Below are 18,789 nucleotides of genomic sequence, written 5' to 3'. Positions count from 1 at the left end.
ATTCACCCCTCGGGTAGTAGGGTAGGATCGGATGCGCGCGATCTAGGTGTCCACCCGGTCTCCTCCAGCAGCTCCCGTATCTCGGACCTGAGCGTCACCGGGATATCGCTCTCATCCCGGATGAGCAGGTCAAGATCGGGGGGTAATTCTCCGTACAACTCCCGGTACAGCTCGACGTACGACTCGACCTTGTTCTGGCGGCCTTCCGGGGTATCGTTGGGACGCATACAAAGCCGCGCGGCTGTGATCGCCGCCTCCTTCCAATCCGAAACCACGCACCTCAGGTGCTCCGGGGTGGGATCCTCCACCTCCTCTCCCGAGCAAGCGTCGATAACCTTCGGGTTCTTCTCGACCAACAACGAACCAGCCTCCGGGTCGGGACCCAGTACCACCGGAATACCCCATCGAGTGACCCCGTAGGCGGCCGAAACCAGGTGTTCCGAGTACTCGCCACCCCAGGCTATTACGCAAGCCCCGACCCGGTTGAGTACGTAATCGGCGACCCGCACGAACTCCCCTCTGATAGGGAGCTTACCGAAGATGACCCCCACACGGATGCAAGCCCCGACTAAGTGCGCGGCGGAGGTACAGGGACCGGTGTTGAGAAGCGTGTCGGGGTACCGTTCGTACAGAGTTTTACCATCGTCGTCCAGGTACGAACCTAGCGCGACGGCTAGACAACCCGGAACCAGCACGAGGTACCCGCGCTCCAGGAGGACTTCGGCGATCTTGGCGGGCTCTTCGACGTCCGCGGATTTCTCGGGGCAGGATACCAAGACGACGATTCCCGGAATGTTGCCGGCTACTACCGGAACACCTACGTTTCGGATCACTACGTCCGTGAGGCGAGTCGGCGGGCCGACCCGGAAAGCCCTCCGAGGAGGTTCTCTTCGGTCGCGCGATCCCTCGACTCGAAGCGCCGCCCACGCGGCGATTTCCACGGCCTTGATGGGTTCCTCCACGTAAACGGCGTCCTCCTCGGTGACGAGGACTTCGACCGCCTCCTCAACCGGGTAGTCGGTGACGTCGAGTAGGTCCGCCACGCGGGCCCCGACGGTGGCGACGAGCTTGGATCCGCCCTCACGTGCCGCTTCGATCACGTCTTCTCCCGGACACGCCCCGTCGACCACTACCACATCCGCGAACCCGGAAGAGAGGTATTCATGGTACATAGACAGGGGACCTACGACCCTGACGTGGTCCTCTCGGTTAGGCCACGCGGTGTGTGTTAGTCCGACGAGCTCCACCTGTCTCGCGAGCGTTCCTAGCTCTTCGGTGATGATGTGCCCCAAGAGCGGTAGATGACCGACCAGTAACACCGTGGGACGTCTCGGCAGATCATCCGTCCCGATCTCAAACACTTCCTCCGACTCCGTGACCTCCATCAGCGTGGAGGGGGTCGCATCGGCTATCTCCATCGCGAGGAGACCGATCGCACCGGCGTGCATGGCCACGGACTCGTAACCCTTTAGGGAATGCGACCGCAGGAGCTCCGAAACCGAGGACGTTAGTTCCCGCTCCGCGTAGGATAATCCGGCCTCGAGGTCATCTGCACACTCGGGGGAACTCCCCAGTAGCGTCTCGTAGAGGGGGAGCGGCGTCTCCGCGTCGAATCCAGGGTCCAGGTTCTCCCCCGTTTGACGCAGCAGTTCCACCACGAGTCGGGCCGTGGAGATGAGCCCTGCCGTCCCCTCGCAACAGAGCGTTACTATCGTACGAGCTACCTCTCGTCGCTCCTCTTCCGAATCACCGGGAACCACGGCCAGGTCGTAGACCGACGCCAACGTCCGATCCCACGGGAGCAACTCGCGGCGGGTCGGCCCCTCCATCTCACTTTCGGAGTCTCCTTCCACCACGAGCTCTCCTATCTCGACTTTGACTCCCTCCCATTCTATGCCCAACTTCTCACCCCTAGATTCCCACTAAAGCCTTCAACTCTTGGAGGAACTGATCCCTCTTCACTGTAGGTAGCGAGTAATCTGCGCTGGGACAGTACTCGGGGTTCAATGATACTTTCACCAGGTCCGGCCGCGCATGACGAAGTCCTTGAAGCACGCGGTCGGTTACGTCGGTGCGGGAGCCCGTGAACACGACAAGATCCGGGTGAACTCCGAGCACCGGGGCGTCCCGCTGGAGCAGGGTCGCCGCCTCGACGATGCCCATCTTGCGACCCAGGTCATTGCCCTTGTACGGGGCCGTGCAGACGGCGCTCATCCTGAACTCCTCGCGCAGCTTCATCAGGAGTTCTCGCCACTCCTCGTCCTCCACGGCCCTCGGGCCGACGATCATCAGCGAATCGTTAGCGCGACGGAACACCATCTTGAGCACCGGCGCTCGGGCCACCTCGGCCTTGTCCGTGTAAATCAGTGTGGGGTCCCTCGGTAGCGGCAACGGGCTTAACCCCGCACGTTCTCCTCCAGTAAGGTCGGCTCGGTGATACCCTTCCGGGGCTTCCAACCGACCTCCTCCAGGTACTCCATCACCTCGTCGCGCAGGGTGATCGGAACGTCGTTCTTGTCACGGACGTACAGTGGCAGGTCCGGTGGGAGCTCGTTGTAGAACTCCTTGTACAGCTCGATGTAGTTCTGAAGCTTCGTCTGTCGTCCCTGCGGTGTATCGTTGGGGCGGATGCAGAGCTTCACCGCCTGAACGAGCGCCTCCCTCCAGTCCTCCGCTGCGTACTTCAGGTGAATGGGACAGTACTCTTTGCACTCCTTACCCGTGCGTGCGTCGTACACCGTCCAATCCCCGTCGAGGTCGCCGATGTATAAGGTTTGATATTTGAGACCAGCCGGACCGTAAACTATCGGAATACCCCACCGCGTGAAGCCCGTGGATATCGCGAGGGCCTTCTGACTCATCGTACCCCACAGTACACCACAAGCTCCGATCCTGTTGAGGATGTAATCAGCAATCTCCTTGAAGTTCCCTTTAAGTGGCTTCTTCGCGAAGATGGCGGCAATTTTAATACATGCGCCGAGTATGTGAGCGTTCGAGACACAGGAGCCAGTGTTCACGAGACAACCTGCATCGAACCTATCTTCGTACTTTTCATACAAGGTCTTACCATCCTCATCCGTGTACATACCGAGTGCCATCGCAGTGCAACCCGAAGTCAGTACGATGTAATTTCGTTCCAGAAGTTCTTCCACCATTTTACCCACTTGCTTCACATCATCAGGATAGTTCGGACACGCTACGAAGGCAACTACACCCGGAATATCCCCCATCACGATAGGACCTCCTACCTGCCGTATCTCGACATCCTTAATCGGACCGCGGCCGGTACGCACTTTGTACTTTTCCTCTTTAGTCCTCAGTCTCCAGGCGTCCTCGATCATGTTCATAACACGGAGCTTCGTCGGACACTCGGACTCGCACCGGGCACAACCCACGCACCGGTCGAACAAGTCGGCCAGTCCCTCGAAGTCGCCGTTCGCCGCCCTCTCCATAGCCTCGACGATCGGTAAGTCGTTGGGGCATACCCGTTCACAGTCGCCACATCCCAAACAGCGCTTGGCCTCCTTCTGGAGTTTCTTCGGGTCAGGTTGTGGGATCTCTTTCTTCCGCCGCTCGTGAACCCTTATCGCGACCTCGACCGCGACTTCGGCGGCCTTCTCCAGGTCCTCGATGAAGACCCCCATCCACTCCCCGGATACCATCTTCTCGATGATCTTCTCCGTGGGCTCGTCCGTGACGTCCGGCAGTCCGGCCATCACTAGATCGCGCGTGGCGATGACTCTAGATCCCACCTCGTTGGCTTCCTCCACGATGTCCGCGCGGATGCACTGCTCGTCGAGCACTACCACGTCCGCGATACCCATCCTCACGTAGTGGAGCTGCCTCGATAGGGGCCCGATCACCTTCGAACGGTCGTCCACACGGCTGACGTCCCAGGCCGTGCAGCAGATCCCGAGAACCTCGACCTCCTCGTCGAGACCGCGCTCTTCCAGGTAATCGAGAACTTCGGTGCCGGGAGCCACGTTGTGACCTACGAGCAGTATACACGGCTTGGAGTCGTCCGCCGCGAACGGTCCGAACTCCACGAGGGGTGCCTCACCCTTCGGCATATCGAAGGCCGCGATCTGCGCCACGTCGGCGATCTCGAGCGCGAGGTTGTCGATCATGCCTGCGTGGAGGGCCTTGGACTCGTAATCGTGGGGATCCATCTCCTGACCCACATGCACGGACGATAGGACCTTCGTGAGCTCGCGCTCGATGTACTCAAGCCCCTTCTCGAGGTCCGAAACCGTCTTCGGCTTGAATCCCACGAGCGTCTCGAATATCGGAGTCATCACGTCGACCTCGGAGCCCAGATCGATCTCAACGTCACCGAGCTTTTCCAAGATGTACTCGACGAGGTGGCGTGCGTGGGCCGCGTGGCAGGCCGCACCGATGCAGGTCTTGAGCGCGGTGAACCGGGCCGTGTTGGAGCGGATATCTATTCCACAAGCTCCTCGCCTGCCCTCGGCCAGATTACAACGGCCGTAGGTGCACATACAACACATGTCACAGATGGGAAACGCGATCACCCGATACCGGGCGAAAAGCTTTCTATCCCAGTCCGCGAGATCTGAGACGGTCGGGCAGGGTAGCGGCCCCTCTCCCCTGGGCTCGAAGCCCTCGATGGAGCCTATCTGGACTTTCAACCCCTCGAACTCGAGCTCGAACGGGGACATTCCCTAACCACCCGACCTTACGGCTTTCCCGAAACCAGTTTCGGGGGAACCCGAACCGTGCACCACCTCGTCCCCGCTGTACTTATAATGTTTTTTGCCGTGACGGCGCCCGTGGCCTCGTTGGAACCTCCGAGCGATCCGTACGAGCAGTGGAGAGAAGAACTACGAACGATGTTCTCCGACTACTTCCCACACTTCGATACCTCGACCCCTGGAGACGTGAAGCTGACCGGCGCCAAGGTGTGTTGCGCGTGTGAGGTCACGACGAGACAACACGTGGAGGTACAACCTGGGGTGGAAGCGGAAGGCGTCCTGGTCGCGACGAGTACCAAGTCAGGCGCGGACATATGGTTCGTGAACTGGAACGGTTGGGCTCGTAAGCTGAAATCCGTACAGGGGGAAACTCCCACCGACGCCGCTTACGCCCCCTCTAATGACGGCGGCATCGTCCTCTTCGTAAGCCCGAGCAGCGACGGCGTCCTCCTGCACGCGTTCCGTCTGTCGTTCGTGACTTACTTGAACCTACCCGGAAGTGAAGCCCTGTACGTGCCCGAGCTGGAAGCCGATAATAAGTATGCAATCCGAGCCCCAGGAAAAGTCGGCCGAATCCGTGTCTTGCACGTGGGCTACGAATATTCCGGCAACGTGGAGAGGCCCCTGTTCCTGGTGTTGTACACCGTGAGCGTGCAAGGGAAACCAGTCGAGGAGTACGGTGCGGACCTGTACTCCGCACTCGTCCGAGTGGATCCGAGTAACCTCAGCCTCGAAGTCGTCCCAGGGTCCGTCATCAGCGATTTCCAGTACGTGACCACGTTCGACGCCGACGTCGTGAAAGTGCCTGGATACTGTGAGTATCGACTCAAGGACCGGAGGATCCTGGCGAATTGGGTAGCCGTCGCGTACGCCAAGCAATGGAAGGAATGCGGCGTTTATCTCACCCTCCTCGGGTACTCGCCGGTCGACGACACATACCTACCCATCGCACACACGAGGTTGTCCGACGAAGCTTGCTCACTTCCGATCGGAGATCTGCTACTGGCCCACACTACCTTGAGTGACGGCACGGTGGTGTTCCTGACCGCTTGGACGGACGGAAGGGACCCGATCTCTTATCTGAAGGACCTCCTGAACCCCTCGCCGACGGATGAGGTAATCTTCGATGGCGATGTGATCTGGTGCCAACCCGCCGTCCTAGAGATATGCGCCAACCCGAGGATCTTGGCGAGCATCAGGAACAAGCCGGCAGCCATCGTTCCGAAGGGCTCTAAGCCGGTGTCCCTGATAGGGATCAAGGGGCTGGAAGATTCGGCCATGTTCTGGTTGGACGTCGTCGAGAGTGACGGCATCCGATCGTTCCCAATTCCCGTAGCGGTAGAACGGGAAGGAGATACTGTATACGCGACACCGTGCGTGCTCGCGGTGGCAGTCCGGACGACCGAGGAAAAAGAATCCGAAGGGAAATCCGGCGAGGAACTCCTGTGGGTGCTCGGGACATCCGACACTAGGGCTAGAGATCCGAAGTTCGTGCCCAACGTGGTGTTACCCACAGACGAGTTCAACGATATCAGACTATGGGAGCCGTGGGCATCGACATTAACCATAACCGCAGAGGGAGTGAAATCAGTCGTAGTGATACCGACAGGCAAAACCATGACACCGCCCGGGGTACCCACGGGCGAGGGGTACGTCATCGGCAAGATGGTGGTAATGATATACCAGACTGAACAAGGGACCGAACAACGTGTGTTCGCGCTGCCGTCGGTTCCTATCGCGTGCTTACGGTCCTTGACATTAATCGGCGGATACCTACCGGTCATCCCCCTGAGGTACAGGATGCTGAAGATCGCTGTGAACATCTCTGGACCAACTATCACGAGCAGCGAGGAAGTCCACTACCGAGTACAACTCTCTAACCTTCCAACTATCAGAGAGGGACTCTCCGTAGTGATAGTAGTGAGCCGGCGTAACCAGGTAGTCGGAGCAGCACTGGTGAAGTTATCGGAACCCGACCACCCTGTCGTAGAGGGCGACTTGGAGGGAGTGGAAGTCAAATCGGGGGATATATCCCCGGTGATAGACGTGTGGGTGAAAACCGGGGGCTCCGGCTTCTACACCGTCGAGGTATTCTTCGCCGATGCTCTAGGTTGGTTGATGGGAGAAGAAGCCGTGACTACGACCACGGTGAGGAGAGTCCGAACACCGTCTCAGGCACCGTCATCGGGGCCCACCGAGTACATTCCTCCCGGACTCGGAGTGGCGACACCATCGAGGGAATCTGAGAGTCATCCGGGCGTAGCGCTCCCGGTACCGGTCCCGGTTCGCGTGAGAATTAGAAGGACTGAGAGGAGAATGACAGGGTTAAAAAGCCCGATTACACGGGCTTCTCGAGCACGATCTCGATCGTAGACACGTTGACGGTGTCGCCCTCCTCCGTCTCTAGCTCCTCGGTACCGATCTTAATGTCCTTGACCTCGACCTCGGGCATGAAGCGGTTCCTGACGATCTCCGCGACGTCGACTGCACGGCTGATCGCACGGCCACGCGCCTTGATCCGGACCTCGTTGGCGCCCTCATTAAACTGCGTAATACAGGCCAGAACGTAGTTCATGACGGGCTTACTGCCGACGTATACCACGTTCTCCTCCTCTGCCATGGTGTGTACCCCCGCTAGCTCGCTGATTATAGGGCTGGACCGTGCGCAGTGCCGTGGATCTGGTAAATGAGTTTCGGGAACGCGCCACACGGACCGGGTGCCCTACGGGTCAACTTTTTAACGGACGATTCCCACGGCGGCCTCCCGAACCTGATTCTCGGGGGTTTGAAGTTGGAGTTACCGATCTGTGAAGTGTGCGCGAAGACCGGGCTTCTATGCCCGGGCTGTGAGGAAAGACTGGAACAGGGAGAGATCACGGAGACCGACGTTGAAGTGTCCAAAAAGCTAGTAGAACTGAAGGAAGACCACCCGTCGCTCGAAGACGTCGCGCTGCTGAGGACCATAGACACGGGAAACCTGGTGGTGCTGGTGACGAAACAGGGGATGGCTGGGAAGCTCATCGGCAAGCGGGGTAGGATCTCGAGGGCCCTGTCGGACCACTTAGGTAAGAAGGTGCGCGTCGTGGAAGAAGTAGAGGATCCCAAGGACGTACGCCAATTGAGGAAACTCATACAGGATCTGATCCTACCGGCTCGGTTGCTCAGCGTGAACGTAGTCTACGAGCCGGACGGCGAGCGTTACAAGGCGGTGATCCATCACCGGGACCGGCACCGCGTGCCCGCGGACACCGAGGAGCTCGAGAAGGCCGTGAAGGAGCTCACGGGGATGGAGGTGGAGGTAACCTTTGGTTAACGTGGTCGTATGCGTGACGGGTAGCGTAGCCGCGTATCGCGCCCCGGACGTTTGCCGGGAACTGGTACGTCGGGGTCATCGCGTCCGGGTCGTCGCATCGGAGGAGGCCCTGAGGTTCGTAGGTAAGGACGCACTGGGGTTCGCGGCCGAGGAGGTCATCTTCCGGCTCACATCACGGGCGGAGCACGTAGAGCTGGCCGAGTGGGCCGACGTGGTGGCGGTAGTACCGGCCACGCTGAACACCCTCGCCAAGATCGCGCGCGGGGTAGCTGACGCCCCCGTCCCCCTCACGGCCGTGACATCGTTAGGGGCCGGAAAACGATTAGTCGTCGCCCCCGCGATGTCCCTGCACATGTACCGGTCGCCACCGGCTCGGGAGATCCTACGCCAGCTGGAGGATATGGGCGTCACCGTCGTGGGACCTGTAATCGAGGAAGGGAAGGCCAAACTGGCCTCGATAGAGGAAATAGTAGAGGCCGTGGAGGGAGAGCTGTCGGGCTTTAGGGTCCTGGTCACCGGCGGGCCGACGATGGAGCCCTTGGACGATGTCCGGGTGATCACCAACCGGAGCTCGGGACGGACGGCGTGTGAGATCTGCCGCGAGCTCCGTGCGCGTGGGGCCGAGGTCGTGTTCGTCCATGGGCCGCTCCGAGTGGACCCGCCCCCGATGGACGAGCGTGTGGAGGTGGAAACCACCCGCGAAATGCTCGAGGAGGTCGTGAAGAGGATCGACGACGTGGACGCTATCGTGATGGCGGCGGCACCGTCGGACTTCCGACCGGCGGAGCGTGCCGACGGGAAGCTGGACTCGCGACGTGAGCACGAGATCCGTCTGATCCCTACCGAGAAGATAGTACGGGAAGTGTTTCCGGATTTCGACGGAGTTAGGGTGGCATTCAAGCTAGATCCCGAGCCGGTGGAAGGGGCCCGACGGCTTCTGGACGAAGTCCCGTGTGAGCTCGTCGTCGCCAATCCTCCGGAGACCGCCGGTGCCGAGGGATCGGAGTGGTGGATATTGGACGGAGACGGCGAGGTCATCGAGCGGGTGAAAGGGGACAAGCGGGAGCTGGCCAGGAAGTTGGTAGACGCTCTCTCGAAACTGCTCCGGGGTGACCGCGGGTGAAGATACCACCCGATCACCCCAGGGCGGAGGCGTTGAAGATCCGTGAGCGCCTCGTGCGGGGGTTCGAGGACGGCTACGTGGTGCCTCAAGGACTGATCGCCCAGGGCAGGGGCGAGGTGTTCGACTACCTGATCGGCGAGAAGACGATTCCACCCGCACGGGAGGCGATCAAGGCGGCGGCAGCCGCGTTCAAGCTCGCCGAACACCCAGTGATATCGGTGAACGGGAACACCGCCGCCCTATGCCCGGAGGACCTCGTAGAGCTCTCCGAGGTCACGGGCGCTCCGCTGGAGGTGAACCTATTCCACCGGACGGAAGATCGCGTGGAGAAGATAGCCGAGACCCTGAGGGAAGCCGGTGCCGACAGGGTGTTAGGCGCCGACCCGGAGCACCTTGTCAGGCTCCCGAACCTGTCCTCGCATCGGGCCGTGGTCGACGATCGTGGGATCTATCGGGCGGACGTGGTCCTGGTACCCCTGGAGGACGGGGACCGGACCCGCGCCCTGAAGGAGCTCGGGAAGACCGTCGTGGCCATCGACCTGAACCCGCTCTCCCGCACGGCCCGTGATGCCGATATCACCATCGTTGACAACGTCGTACGCTGCGTCCGAAAGATCACGCGGGAGTACGAGCGGATGGACCCGGATCGTGCGAAGGGTGTGCTCCGGGAGTACGATAACGGGCGCGTGCTGGCCCGGGTTCTGGACCACATCCGAGAGCGGCTGCGGGTGTTGGCCGATGAGGCTGCTGGTGCGACCTGAAGAGGAAGAGCTGGAACGCGTCCTACGCAGGTCGGAGATGGACGTGACGGAGGTCCTACCCGACGTCGAGCGGATCTTCGAGGACGTAGTCGAACGCGGTGACGAGGCGCTACTGGAGTACACCGAACGGTTCGACGGGGTGAAGCTGGAAGCCGAGGACCTCCGGGTATCCGAGGACGATTTCGAGGTCGCCCGCGAGCTCGTGGACGAGCGTACCGTGGAGGCCCTCGAGGAGGCGGCCCACCGCATCGAGGAGTTCCACAGGAAGACCCTACCCCGCGTGGACAGGATCACCTTCGACGTGGAGGGGACGGAGTGCGGTCTCACGCTCCGACCCATCCCGAGGGTAGGGTGCTACGTGCCCGGTGGGCGCGCGGCCTACCCGTCAACGGCCCTCATGACCGTGATACCGGCACGCGTCGCGGGATGTCGCGAGGTGGTCGTGTGTACACCTCCCGCGGATAACGACGTGCGGGCCTCGCCGGAGGTGCTGGTGGCGGTCGAGATAGCCGGCGCGGATGCCGTTTATCGTGTCGGCGGCGCGCAGGCCATCGCGGCGCTGGCCGCGGGAACCGAGACCGTGCTCCGGGTCGATAAGATCGTGGGTCCCGGGAACGTCTACGTGACCGCGGCTAAGCTCCTGGCATACTCCAGAGGGCTAACCGACGTGGACATGCCGGCGGGTCCCTCCGAGGTGTTCGTGATCGCGGACGACTCGGCCAACCCGGACTGGCTGGCGCGGGACCTCATCGCCCAAGCGGAACACGATCCCCACGCCGCGGCGGTACTGGCCACCGACTCGGAGGAGATAGCCCGTGCGGTGAAGGAGCGTGTCGAGGAGCTGCTGGACGCGGGAATAGAGCGGGAGGAGATCGTCCTGAAGGCGCTCGACAGGAACGGATGGATAGTCGTGCTCGACTCGCTGGAGGAGTGCGTCCGACTGGCCAATCGGTACGCCCCGGAACACCTACAGCTGTGCGTGGAGAACCCGGAAGAGCTGTTACAGGACGTGGAGAACGCGGGCGCCGTCTTCGTGGGCCACCTGACCGCGGTACCCTTCGGGGACTACGCCACGGGCCCCAACCACGTGCTGCCGACCGGCGGGTTCGCACGGGCCAGGGGGGCCCTAGGTACGTGGGACTTCGTGAAGATCATCCCGATCCAGCGGTTACGGGAGGGGGACGTGGAGCGTCTGGCTCCGATCGTCGAGGAGCTGGCCGAGCGTGAGGGCCTACCGAACCACGCGGAGGCGGTGAGGGCGCGCAGGTCCTGAGGGTTCTTAAGGGCAGCCACGTGCGCGGACGGGGGTGTGGAAGGTGCTCAAGGACGCGTACACGGCCGACGTCACTCCCGAGCGGGACGGAGAGGAGGTGAGACTGGCGGGATGGGTGCACGAGGTAAGGGACCTAGGAGGGATCAAGTTCGTCCTCCTGCGCGATCGTACGGGGATCGTACAGCTGACGCTTCCCAAGCAGAAGGTACCGAAGGAAACGTTCGAGAAGGTGCCGAAGCTCACTAAGGAATCGGTAATCCGTGTCGAGGGTACGGTCCAGGCGAACGAGAAGGCTCCGGGAGGCGTCGAGGTCATCCCGCAACGTATCGAGGTACTCTCGGAGTCGGACACGCACCTGCCCCTGGACCCGACCGGTAAGGTAGACGCGGACCTCGATACCAGACTCGACGCACGGGTACTGGATCTCCGTCGCGAGGAACCCCAGGCGATCTTCAAGATCAGGAACGTGGTGACCACCGCGATCCGGGAGTTCCTCGAGGAGCGCGGGTTCATCGAAGTTCACACGCCGAAGATAATCGCCTCGGCGACGGAAGGTGGTACCGAGCTGTTCCCGGTGGTGTACTTCGAGAGGGATGCGTACCTGGCGCAGAGCCCACAGCTTTACAAGCAGATGCTCATGGCCGCGGGCTTCGAGCGCGTTTACGAGATCGGGCCCATCTTCCGCGCGGAGGAGCACAACACGCGGCGACACCTCAACGAGGCCATCTCCGTGGACATCGAGATGTCGTTCATAGAGAGCGAGGAGGACGTGATGCGGGTACTCGAGGAGCTCCTGGCGCACGTCTTCCGGAAGGTGCGGGAGGAATGTGAGAAGGAGCTTGAGGCATTGGATCGGGAGCTACCGGAGCTGGAGACACCGTTCGAGCGTATAACGTACGAGGAGACCCTAGACCTGCTGTCCGAGCACGGTATCGAGGTCGAGTGGGGCGAGGACCTACCTACCGAGGCCGAGCGCAAGCTAGGGGAGATCTTTGAGGAGCCGTTCTTCATCACCGAATGGCCTAGGGAGACCAGACCCTTCTACACGATGGCCAAGGACGACGAGGTGACGACGGCGTTCGACCTGATGTATCAGGGATTGGAGCTCGCCTCCGGGGCCCAGCGGGAACACCGTTACGACGTGCTCGTCCGGCAGATCGAAGAGCAGGGGCTGAGCCCCGAGGACTTCCGGCACTACCTGGAGGCCTTCAAGTACGGTATGCCACCGCACGGCGGGTGGGGTCTCGGACTGGAGCGCACCCTGATGACCATCACGGGCGCCGAGAACATCCGTGAGGTAACCCTGTTCCCGCGGGACCGCAAACGCCTGCACCCGTGAGGTGGGGTGCGGTGATCCGCGACGGTTGCCGTCTCAGACTCGCGCTGTTCCTCCCGGGCTCCGTAATGTTTCTCGCGTCCACGTGCCCCAGTTATCTTTGCCCACCGCCAGTTTGCGATCGGTTTTATTACGGGTTTCCAGTTAGCCTATCCGATTGTTACATCTTCATTATAGTGTAATGATGCATCATATTGGTGATGATATTTCCGTCAAAGAAGTGTCTAGTAGGTTAAGAGATCATGAAATCAACAAGCGTTGTAAACATAAGTCGTTAGGGGACAGAAGCTGTTCTTTAATCCTAATTATACACTATAAAATTGGCTTAATGTTCCTCGAATCACAATTATATAACACAGGCTGGAGCGGCTACGGGTGGCCGATCATGGACTCCCACTTCTTGGGGAAACAGCCGGGGGATAAAGTTAATAAGAGCTAGAAGGAGGTAGGAGCTCGACCGGCGCGGGGGCGCCCGAGCCTGGTCAAAGGGGCGGGACTTAGGATCCCGTGGCCGTAGGGCCGTCCCGGGTTCAAATCCCGGCCCCCGCACCACCGGAGATCGTTACGATAATTGTAACGAAAAGGGTGGAGACTTTGCGAGCGCCCTATTCCGGGCGTGGAAAGCCGAGCAGAGAAGAACTAGGGATGATCATCGCGCGTATTCGAGGGCGGGAGTACAGGTTCCTCACTGCCCCCGGCGTGTTCTCGTGGAGGAGGATCGATCCAGGGACGCAACTTCTCGCGGAGAACATGGACCTCGAAGGAGTACACAGCGTCCTGGACTTGGGTTGTGGATACGGAGTTTTAGGGATCGTGGCGGCCAAAGAGCTGGGAGAAGGGCACGTGGTGATGACGGACGTGAACCGGAGGGCTATATGGCTTGCGAATGAGAACCGTCGGCTGAACGACGTGGAGGATATCACCGAGGTGCGGGAGGGTAGCCTCTACGATCCCGTTGAGGATGAGGAGTTCGACAGGATCGTGTCCAACCCACCCATTCGCGAGGGATTGGACTTAGTTCTGAGAATAGTGAGAGAAGCTCCGAACCATCTAACCGAAGACGGCGAGCTTTGGCTGGTGGTTCGCCGTAAAATGGGCTCGAAAAGGATTTTGTCTGAGATGCGTACTGTTTTCGGGTCGGCGGAGGTCGCCGCGAGGGGAGGGGGTTACTGGGTACTTCGGGCGCCGGGGTGAACGGGTTGGCCGAGGACCTACCCCCCGAGATCCTCAAGGCCGTCGAGGAGTATTACAACCGGCCGGAAATAGTCGAAGTAGTGGAGTCGTTGGCCAAACCCAAATCGATAGAGGATCTGGGCTTACCCGAGGAGTACATCGAGAACCTCGTGCTCAAGGTCATCGCGGACCGAGGACCGGTGGAAGGGAGGGAGATCTACGAAGTCACACGGATTCCGATCCCCATCCTGGAGGAGATCGTCGACGAGCTTCAGGATCGGAAGTTGGTGGGTCACACCGGTGGAGGGCCGATGTTCCAGAACACCACTTTCGACGTGACTCCTAAGGGGCGCGAGCTGGCCGCGAACATCATGAGCGAAGACCCGTACATCGGCGTGTGTCCCGTCCCCTACGACATGTACCAAGAGGTTGTAGGGGACCAAGTGGAGGGTCGATACCCCATCGAGATCCCCGAGGAGGTGTACGAGTACGCCTTCCACGACGTAATCGGAGCGGAGGAAGCCAAGCGGACGTACTACCTCGCGGCGACCAGCGGGAGGGGTCTCGTCGTCTTCGGACCACCGGGTACGGGTAAGACGTTCACGCTCAGCCGAATGGCGAAGTTACTACCCCCTATCGTGATCCCGAAAGCCGTGTACGTGGCGGGTAGCGTGCTGCAGCTCTACGACCCGGACTTCCACGAGCCGAGGCCCCGACGGGAGCAGCCCGGGGACGAGCGCTGGGTAAAGATCCACGCCCCGTTCGTGTTCACTGGCGCGGAACTCACCCTCGACGACCTCCAAGGTCGGTACGACGCGGAGAAGGGCGTCTACGAGGTACCGCCACACGTGAAAGCCCACGGTGGCGTGTTCCTCGTGGACGACGTGGGGCGTCAGAGGGACTCTCACATCGCCATCCTGAACAGGTTGATCGTACCGATGGAGAACAAGAAGGACATCGTCCACGTCGGCGGCACCGCGGTCGAGGTGTTCTGCGACTTCATCGCGGCGTTCTCGACGAACCTACCGATCACGGTGTTCGACGAGGCGCACCTGCGTCGTGCCCCCTTGTTCGTGCATCTGTCCCACCCACCCCTGGAAGAAGCCGTGAACCTGTTCAGAAAGCGGCTTGATGAGATGGGCGAGGAATACACCGAGGACGCACTGGAGACCTACCGCCGGGCGTTCACGCCCGAAGAAGAGGGAGGCTGGGGTTTGAAACCTACCTTCGCCTACGCCCGAGACATCGCACAGCTCGCCCAGGCGATCCGCATTCAGGAGGGTAAAGACGTCATAGACGGCGAGATCGTCGAGAAGGCGCTGAGAAAGCACATCGTATTGACCCTGCAGCGTAAAGGTGCGGACCTCGACAAGTTCGGCACCGAGGAGACGGAGGTTCCGGTGACGACGATAGTGGTGAAAGGAGTGACTGAAGAGGACGTGAACGAGATCGAGAAAATTCCGGGTGTCCGTACGGTTTCGCCCATGGGGACCGACGTATACGTGGACTTGGAGGGAACGACCCCGACACGGTTCATCAGTCTCCTGCGTGAGTGGGGCATAGAGTTCACCGACGTCGAAGTAGTGGGTACGTTCCGGGCCTCGGTCCTCGCGGAGGCAACGACGATGGAAGAGCTCATGGAAGGCGCCGAGGAGGAAGAGACCACCGAAGGCGTGGGAGTAGAACCCGAAACTGGGAAAGAAGAGCGAGAGACAGAGATCATTGAGGAAGAAACGGAGGACATCGAAGACGTAGACGACCTACTTAAGGACCTGGAGCTATAACACCGAAGGTGGTGTGGACGGTGCCCCGGAAAAGGAACATCAAAGACCTGATCGGGGGCCTGGAGGAGGACGACCTCCTCCGCGACATATTAGGGGAGAAGGAGGAAGAGTCGAAGTCGGAAAGCCCCGAGACCGTCGAGGAAACCGCCGAAGCCAGTGGAGAGCACTACGAGGCTGAGGAATCGAAGATCTCCCCACTGTCATCCGAGAAAGCCGCGGAGGTCCTGGAAGCGCACGAACTGGCGGAGAGGGAGGGATGGGAAGGGAAGATACTGTGTGACGACAACATCCGCAGGATCGTGGAGTACCCGGATCAACCGGTGCCAGTATACATATCGAAAGAGTACGAGCAGTACTACAACTTCGAACGTATTAGGACACAAGTTCTAAAACGCCTGGGATCACAGGCTCCACCGTACGCCCGTGATGACGAAGAGTTTCGGAAAGTTCTTGACGAGATTAAGGATATTCTATCGATGAATATCGACTTCGATCCGACGGAATACGCGACCCTTAAAGAGAGAGAAAAGGCGTTTGTCGAGCTAGTGAAGGAGAACTTCGACGCAGTGTTAGAGGAGTACCCAGAACTTGAAGTTGTTAAGGATGATTTAGCCCATTTACTTATGTATGAAATGGTTGGGTACAAGGAGATACATCCGCTGTTGAAAGACGACAATCTAGAGGAGATAATGGTAGTACCTGAGGTCGTACTCGGTGGTACTGCCAAGCATTGCTTCATTTACGTATATGACCGTGATCATGGAATGTGTCTATGCAATTTCCGAGTCACTTCACGTTCAATTCGCACGGTGATCGAGCGGATTTCGCGAGAATCAGGTCGAAGAATAGATCAGGAAAACCCACTTCTCGATGCGCATTTACCGGATGGCAGTCGAGTGAATGCCACTATCCCTCCGGTGAGTCCGGACGGTCCCACGCTTACAATTCGTAAGTTTAGAGAGGATCCACTGACGATAACTGACATAATCAAGTTTGGAACTATGAGTTATGAAGCTGCGGCATATTTGTGGCTAGCCGTTGAATATGGGGCGAACATTCTAATTGCTGGAGGTACAGGTAGTGGTAAAACTACGACTTTAAACTGTCTCTGTATTTTCATCCCTCCGGAGGAGAGAGTGATCACTATTGAGGACACTCTCGAGCTCCAACTTCCTCACGAACACTGGGTACGACTGACGACCAAACCACCTAACGTTGAAGGTCGTGGCGAAATTACTATGGATGATCTCGTAAAGAACACACTCCGACAGCGGCCTGATAGGATTATAGTGGGAGAGGTGCGAGGTCCCGAAGCACGTACATTGTTCACCGCTATGAATACGGGACATGACGGTTGTATGGGTACCTTACACGCTAACACAGCTCGTGAAACTATCACCAGACTCACCAATGAACCCATGAACGTCCCAAAGATTATGATCCCAGCGCTCGACATTATAGTGATGCAGAATAGGTTCCTCCAGCGTGGGTCCGGATCAATTCGACGTATCACGGAGATCTCGGAAATCGCCGGAATGGAGGGTGACACCGTCCAGCTGAACACGGTGTTCGAGTGGAAGCCTGAAACTGATGAGGTTACGAGTACCGAAGTACCTAGCATGGTCTTCAAGAAGATTCAGGAGAAAACCGGAATGAGTATGGACGAAATACTCCATGAAATTGAGATACGTAAGCGAATCTTGAAGTACTTGGTCGACAATAATATCAGGCACGTGAGGGAGGTCGGGGAGTTCATACACGAGTTCTACAAGAACAGAGAGTCGGTGCTGGAGAAGGTGGGCATCTCGGGGTACTAAACGTTGCTCCCGTCCCCTGAGACTCTACTCACGATCATCGGCGTGGGAGTCGGCGGCGCGGTAGTCCTCTACGTGACGGGAGTGGCTGAACGCGTAGGTCTGTACGCGGAGTACGTCGTGTTCATGGTAACTAGACAGGTACAGAAGGTAAAGGAGTCGACACCGTCCGGGGCGGGTGGAGGACTCCCGCTGAGCTTACCGTCGTTCTCTGGACTAGCTGAGAAGCTCCGTGAGAGTACGAGCAGAATGTTAGGAGGACGTCTCGAGTCTAGTCTCACGGCCAAGGTCAGGGCAGCCCGGCACGCGGTACGCGGGGAACAGGGAGAGGACGTCGAGAAGATCAAGCGGATAGTCCTGGGCATAGAGGAGGAAGGAGAGCGGGACCGGACCGCCGAGGAAATCAACGAGAGGCTACGCAGGCTGTGCAGGGAGCGGGCTAACGTCCTGGAAACGTTGATCGAAATGGTGCAGTCCCTCAGCCCAACACTCGGAAACAGGTTCAGGGGATTGGCACCCGACAGAGAGGTCCTACAGAAGGCCGGACTCAGGATATCTCCCGCGGCCTTCGCGACGTTCATGATCATCAGCGGCTTGATGGGAGTCGTTTTGACGTCGGTTCCGGCGGCGCTCTTCCCGTTACCGCTACCGCTCAAGGTGCTGGGCCCGATCATGAGCTTCCTCCTGGGCATGGTGGTACCGAGGATGATGGTCACTATCCTCATCAGGCGACGAGAAGGCGAGATCGCGCGGCAACTCCCGTACGCCATCCGCCAAATGGCCACCGAGGTGTCGGCTGGACTGTCGCTTATAGAATCCATGAAGAGTATCTCGGAATCCGACTACGGAGCGCTCTCCGAGGAGTTCGAAAGGGTAATCCGAGAGATCAACAGCGGAACCCCGATTAATGTCGCCTTGCAGCGGATGGCCAACCGATGGAACGTAGATGGACTAAGAACTATGGTCAGATTCATCACCCAAGCCATGGAATCAGGCGCGAATATCGCGAAGACATTGATGACCCTCGCAGATGAGATCGCCCACGAGCTACGTCAACGTTACAGGGAGTACGGACACAAACTCCAAGCGTTGGCGTTCCCGTACATAATGCTGACCCTCGTAATACCGACCCTCGTAACGGTCGCGATGCTCCTGGCGGCGAACCTGTCCGGGGCCTTCCTAGTGCCACCGCCTCTATTCGGGCCAATGATAGCAGGAATGGTCGGCGTGATGGCGGGGATATTCCTGTTCATATTCAAATCGGCGGAGCCTAAGGTTTAGGGGGCCATTATCGTGCTCCCACTGCTACCGATGTTGAGGAATATAGGACCTGTGATACGTCTAATTGTACTCATATTGTATCCACTCGCACTACCGCTAGCCCGAATTTTAGTCATTCGCATGTCTCCTGAATACCTTAGAAGAATGGATTATCTCCTCCAAGTAAGCAATATCGACGTACCCTATGAGATATATCTATCCGCATCACTCATTTACGTA

At 59.3% G+C, this 18,789-nt stretch carries 14 protein-coding genes and 1 tRNA gene; 11 read left to right on the top strand and 4 right to left on the bottom strand.

Annotated features, from left to right (window positions below):
• Positions 1–2: 2 nt before the first annotated feature.
• From MK_RS03835 to cdhA, 3 genes are read right to left on the bottom strand one after another with little or no spacing between them, the layout of a single operon-like run.
• Positions 3–1,901, bottom strand: a complete 1,899-nt coding sequence (locus MK_RS03835) for an acetyl-CoA synthase (RefSeq protein WP_011019088.1) — start codon at positions 1,899–1,901, stop codon at positions 3–5.
• A gap of 10 nt (positions 1,902–1,911) precedes the next feature.
• Positions 1,912–2,391: a carbon monoxide dehydrogenase beta subunit family protein gene (locus MK_RS03830; protein ID WP_011019087.1), complete on the bottom strand. Its 480-nt coding sequence runs from the start codon at positions 2,389–2,391 to the stop codon at positions 1,912–1,914.
• Positions 2,392–2,396: 5 nt separating this feature from the next.
• On the bottom strand, positions 2,397–4,679 hold the full coding sequence (cdhA, locus tag MK_RS03825; RefSeq protein ID WP_011019086.1) for a CO dehydrogenase/acetyl-CoA synthase complex subunit alpha: 2,283 nt from the start codon (positions 4,677–4,679) through the stop codon (positions 2,397–2,399).
• A 57-nt stretch (positions 4,680–4,736) separates the two neighbouring features.
• Here cdhA and MK_RS03820 point away from each other — a divergent pair, with 57 nt between their 5' ends.
• Entirely contained in the window at positions 4,737–7,085 is a 2,349-nt protein-coding gene (locus tag MK_RS03820; protein ID WP_148679587.1) for a hypothetical protein, read from the top strand.
• Here the strand turns inward: MK_RS03820 and albA are convergent.
• Positions 7,051–7,332, bottom strand: a complete 282-nt coding sequence (gene albA, locus MK_RS03815) for a DNA-binding protein Alba (RefSeq protein ID WP_011019084.1) — start codon at positions 7,330–7,332, stop codon at positions 7,051–7,053. The two genes, MK_RS03820 and albA, sit on opposite strands and share 35 nt — an antisense overlap.
• Before the next feature lie 171 nt (positions 7,333–7,503).
• Between albA and MK_RS03810 the strand changes: the two genes are divergently transcribed.
• The 10 genes from MK_RS03810 to MK_RS03765 all read left to right on the top strand — a co-directional run bounded on the left by MK_RS03810 (position 7,504) and on the right by MK_RS03765 (position 18,570).
• Positions 7,504–8,025 carry a transcription elongation factor NusA gene (locus MK_RS03810; protein WP_158295919.1) on the top strand — a complete coding sequence of 174 codons (522 nt, stop codon included), beginning with the start codon at positions 7,504–7,506 and terminating at the stop codon, positions 8,023–8,025.
• Between the two features lies 1 nt (position 8,026).
• The gene (gene coaBC / locus MK_RS03805; RefSeq protein WP_226988719.1) at positions 8,027–9,148 is read left to right on the top strand and encodes a bifunctional phosphopantothenoylcysteine decarboxylase/phosphopantothenate--cysteine ligase CoaBC; all 1,122 of its coding nucleotides are present in this window, start codon (positions 8,027–8,029) and stop codon (positions 9,146–9,148) included.
• The gene (locus tag MK_RS03800; protein ID WP_011019081.1) at positions 9,145–9,909 is read left to right on the top strand and encodes a 4-phosphopantoate--beta-alanine ligase; all 765 of its coding nucleotides are present in this window, start codon (positions 9,145–9,147) and stop codon (positions 9,907–9,909) included. Before coaBC ends, MK_RS03800 begins: the two co-directional genes overlap by 4 nt.
• Positions 9,887–11,182, top strand: a complete 1,296-nt coding sequence (hisD, locus tag MK_RS03795) for a histidinol dehydrogenase (protein WP_011019080.1) — start codon at positions 9,887–9,889, stop codon at positions 11,180–11,182. The genes MK_RS03800 and hisD overlap by 23 nt, the downstream gene beginning before the upstream one ends.
• A 43-nt stretch (positions 11,183–11,225) precedes the next feature.
• On the top strand, positions 11,226–12,521 hold the full coding sequence (gene aspS, locus MK_RS03790; RefSeq protein ID WP_011019079.1) for an aspartate--tRNA(Asn) ligase: 1,296 nt from the start codon (positions 11,226–11,228) through the stop codon (positions 12,519–12,521).
• A gap of 459 nt (positions 12,522–12,980) precedes the next feature.
• A tRNA-Leu gene (locus tag MK_RS03785) sits at positions 12,981–13,070 on the top strand.
• Positions 13,071–13,112: 42 nt separating this feature from the next.
• On the top strand, positions 13,113–13,712 hold the full coding sequence (locus MK_RS03780) for a class I SAM-dependent methyltransferase (RefSeq protein ID WP_011019078.1): 600 nt from the start codon (positions 13,113–13,115) through the stop codon (positions 13,710–13,712).
• Positions 13,713–13,717: 5 nt separating this feature from the next.
• Positions 13,718–15,475, top strand: a complete 1,758-nt coding sequence (locus tag MK_RS03775) for an ATP-binding protein (RefSeq protein ID WP_011019077.1) — start codon at positions 13,718–13,720, stop codon at positions 15,473–15,475.
• Positions 15,476–15,495: 20 nt separating this feature from the next.
• The gene (locus tag MK_RS03770; RefSeq protein WP_226988675.1) at positions 15,496–17,292 is read left to right on the top strand and encodes a CpaF family protein; all 1,797 of its coding nucleotides are present in this window, start codon (positions 15,496–15,498) and stop codon (positions 17,290–17,292) included.
• A 3-nt stretch (positions 17,293–17,295) separates the two neighbouring features.
• Complete coding sequence (locus tag MK_RS03765; protein ID WP_148679585.1) at positions 17,296–18,570, top strand: type II secretion system F family protein; 1,275 nt, start codon at positions 17,296–17,298, stop codon at positions 18,568–18,570.
• Positions 18,571–18,789 lie beyond the last annotated feature (219 nt).

The sequence above is a fragment of the Methanopyrus kandleri AV19 genome, from assembly GCF_000007185.1.
GTDB lineage: Archaea > JAADCQ01 > Methanopyri > Methanopyrales > Methanopyraceae > Methanopyrus > Methanopyrus kandleri.
This window is presented reverse-complemented; position numbering and strand designations above follow the sequence as displayed.

Coding starts and splice junctions, on each gene's coding strand:
- hisD (WP_011019080.1), top strand. CDS start 9,887: ATGAGGCTGCTGGTGCGACCTGAAGAGGAAGAGCTGGAACGCGTCCTA.
- cdhA (WP_011019086.1), bottom strand. CDS start 4,679: ATGTCCCCGTTCGAGCTCGAGTTCGAGGGGTTGAAAGTCCAGATAGGC.
- albA (WP_011019084.1), bottom strand. CDS start 7,332: ATGGCAGAGGAGGAGAACGTGGTATACGTCGGCAGTAAGCCCGTCATG.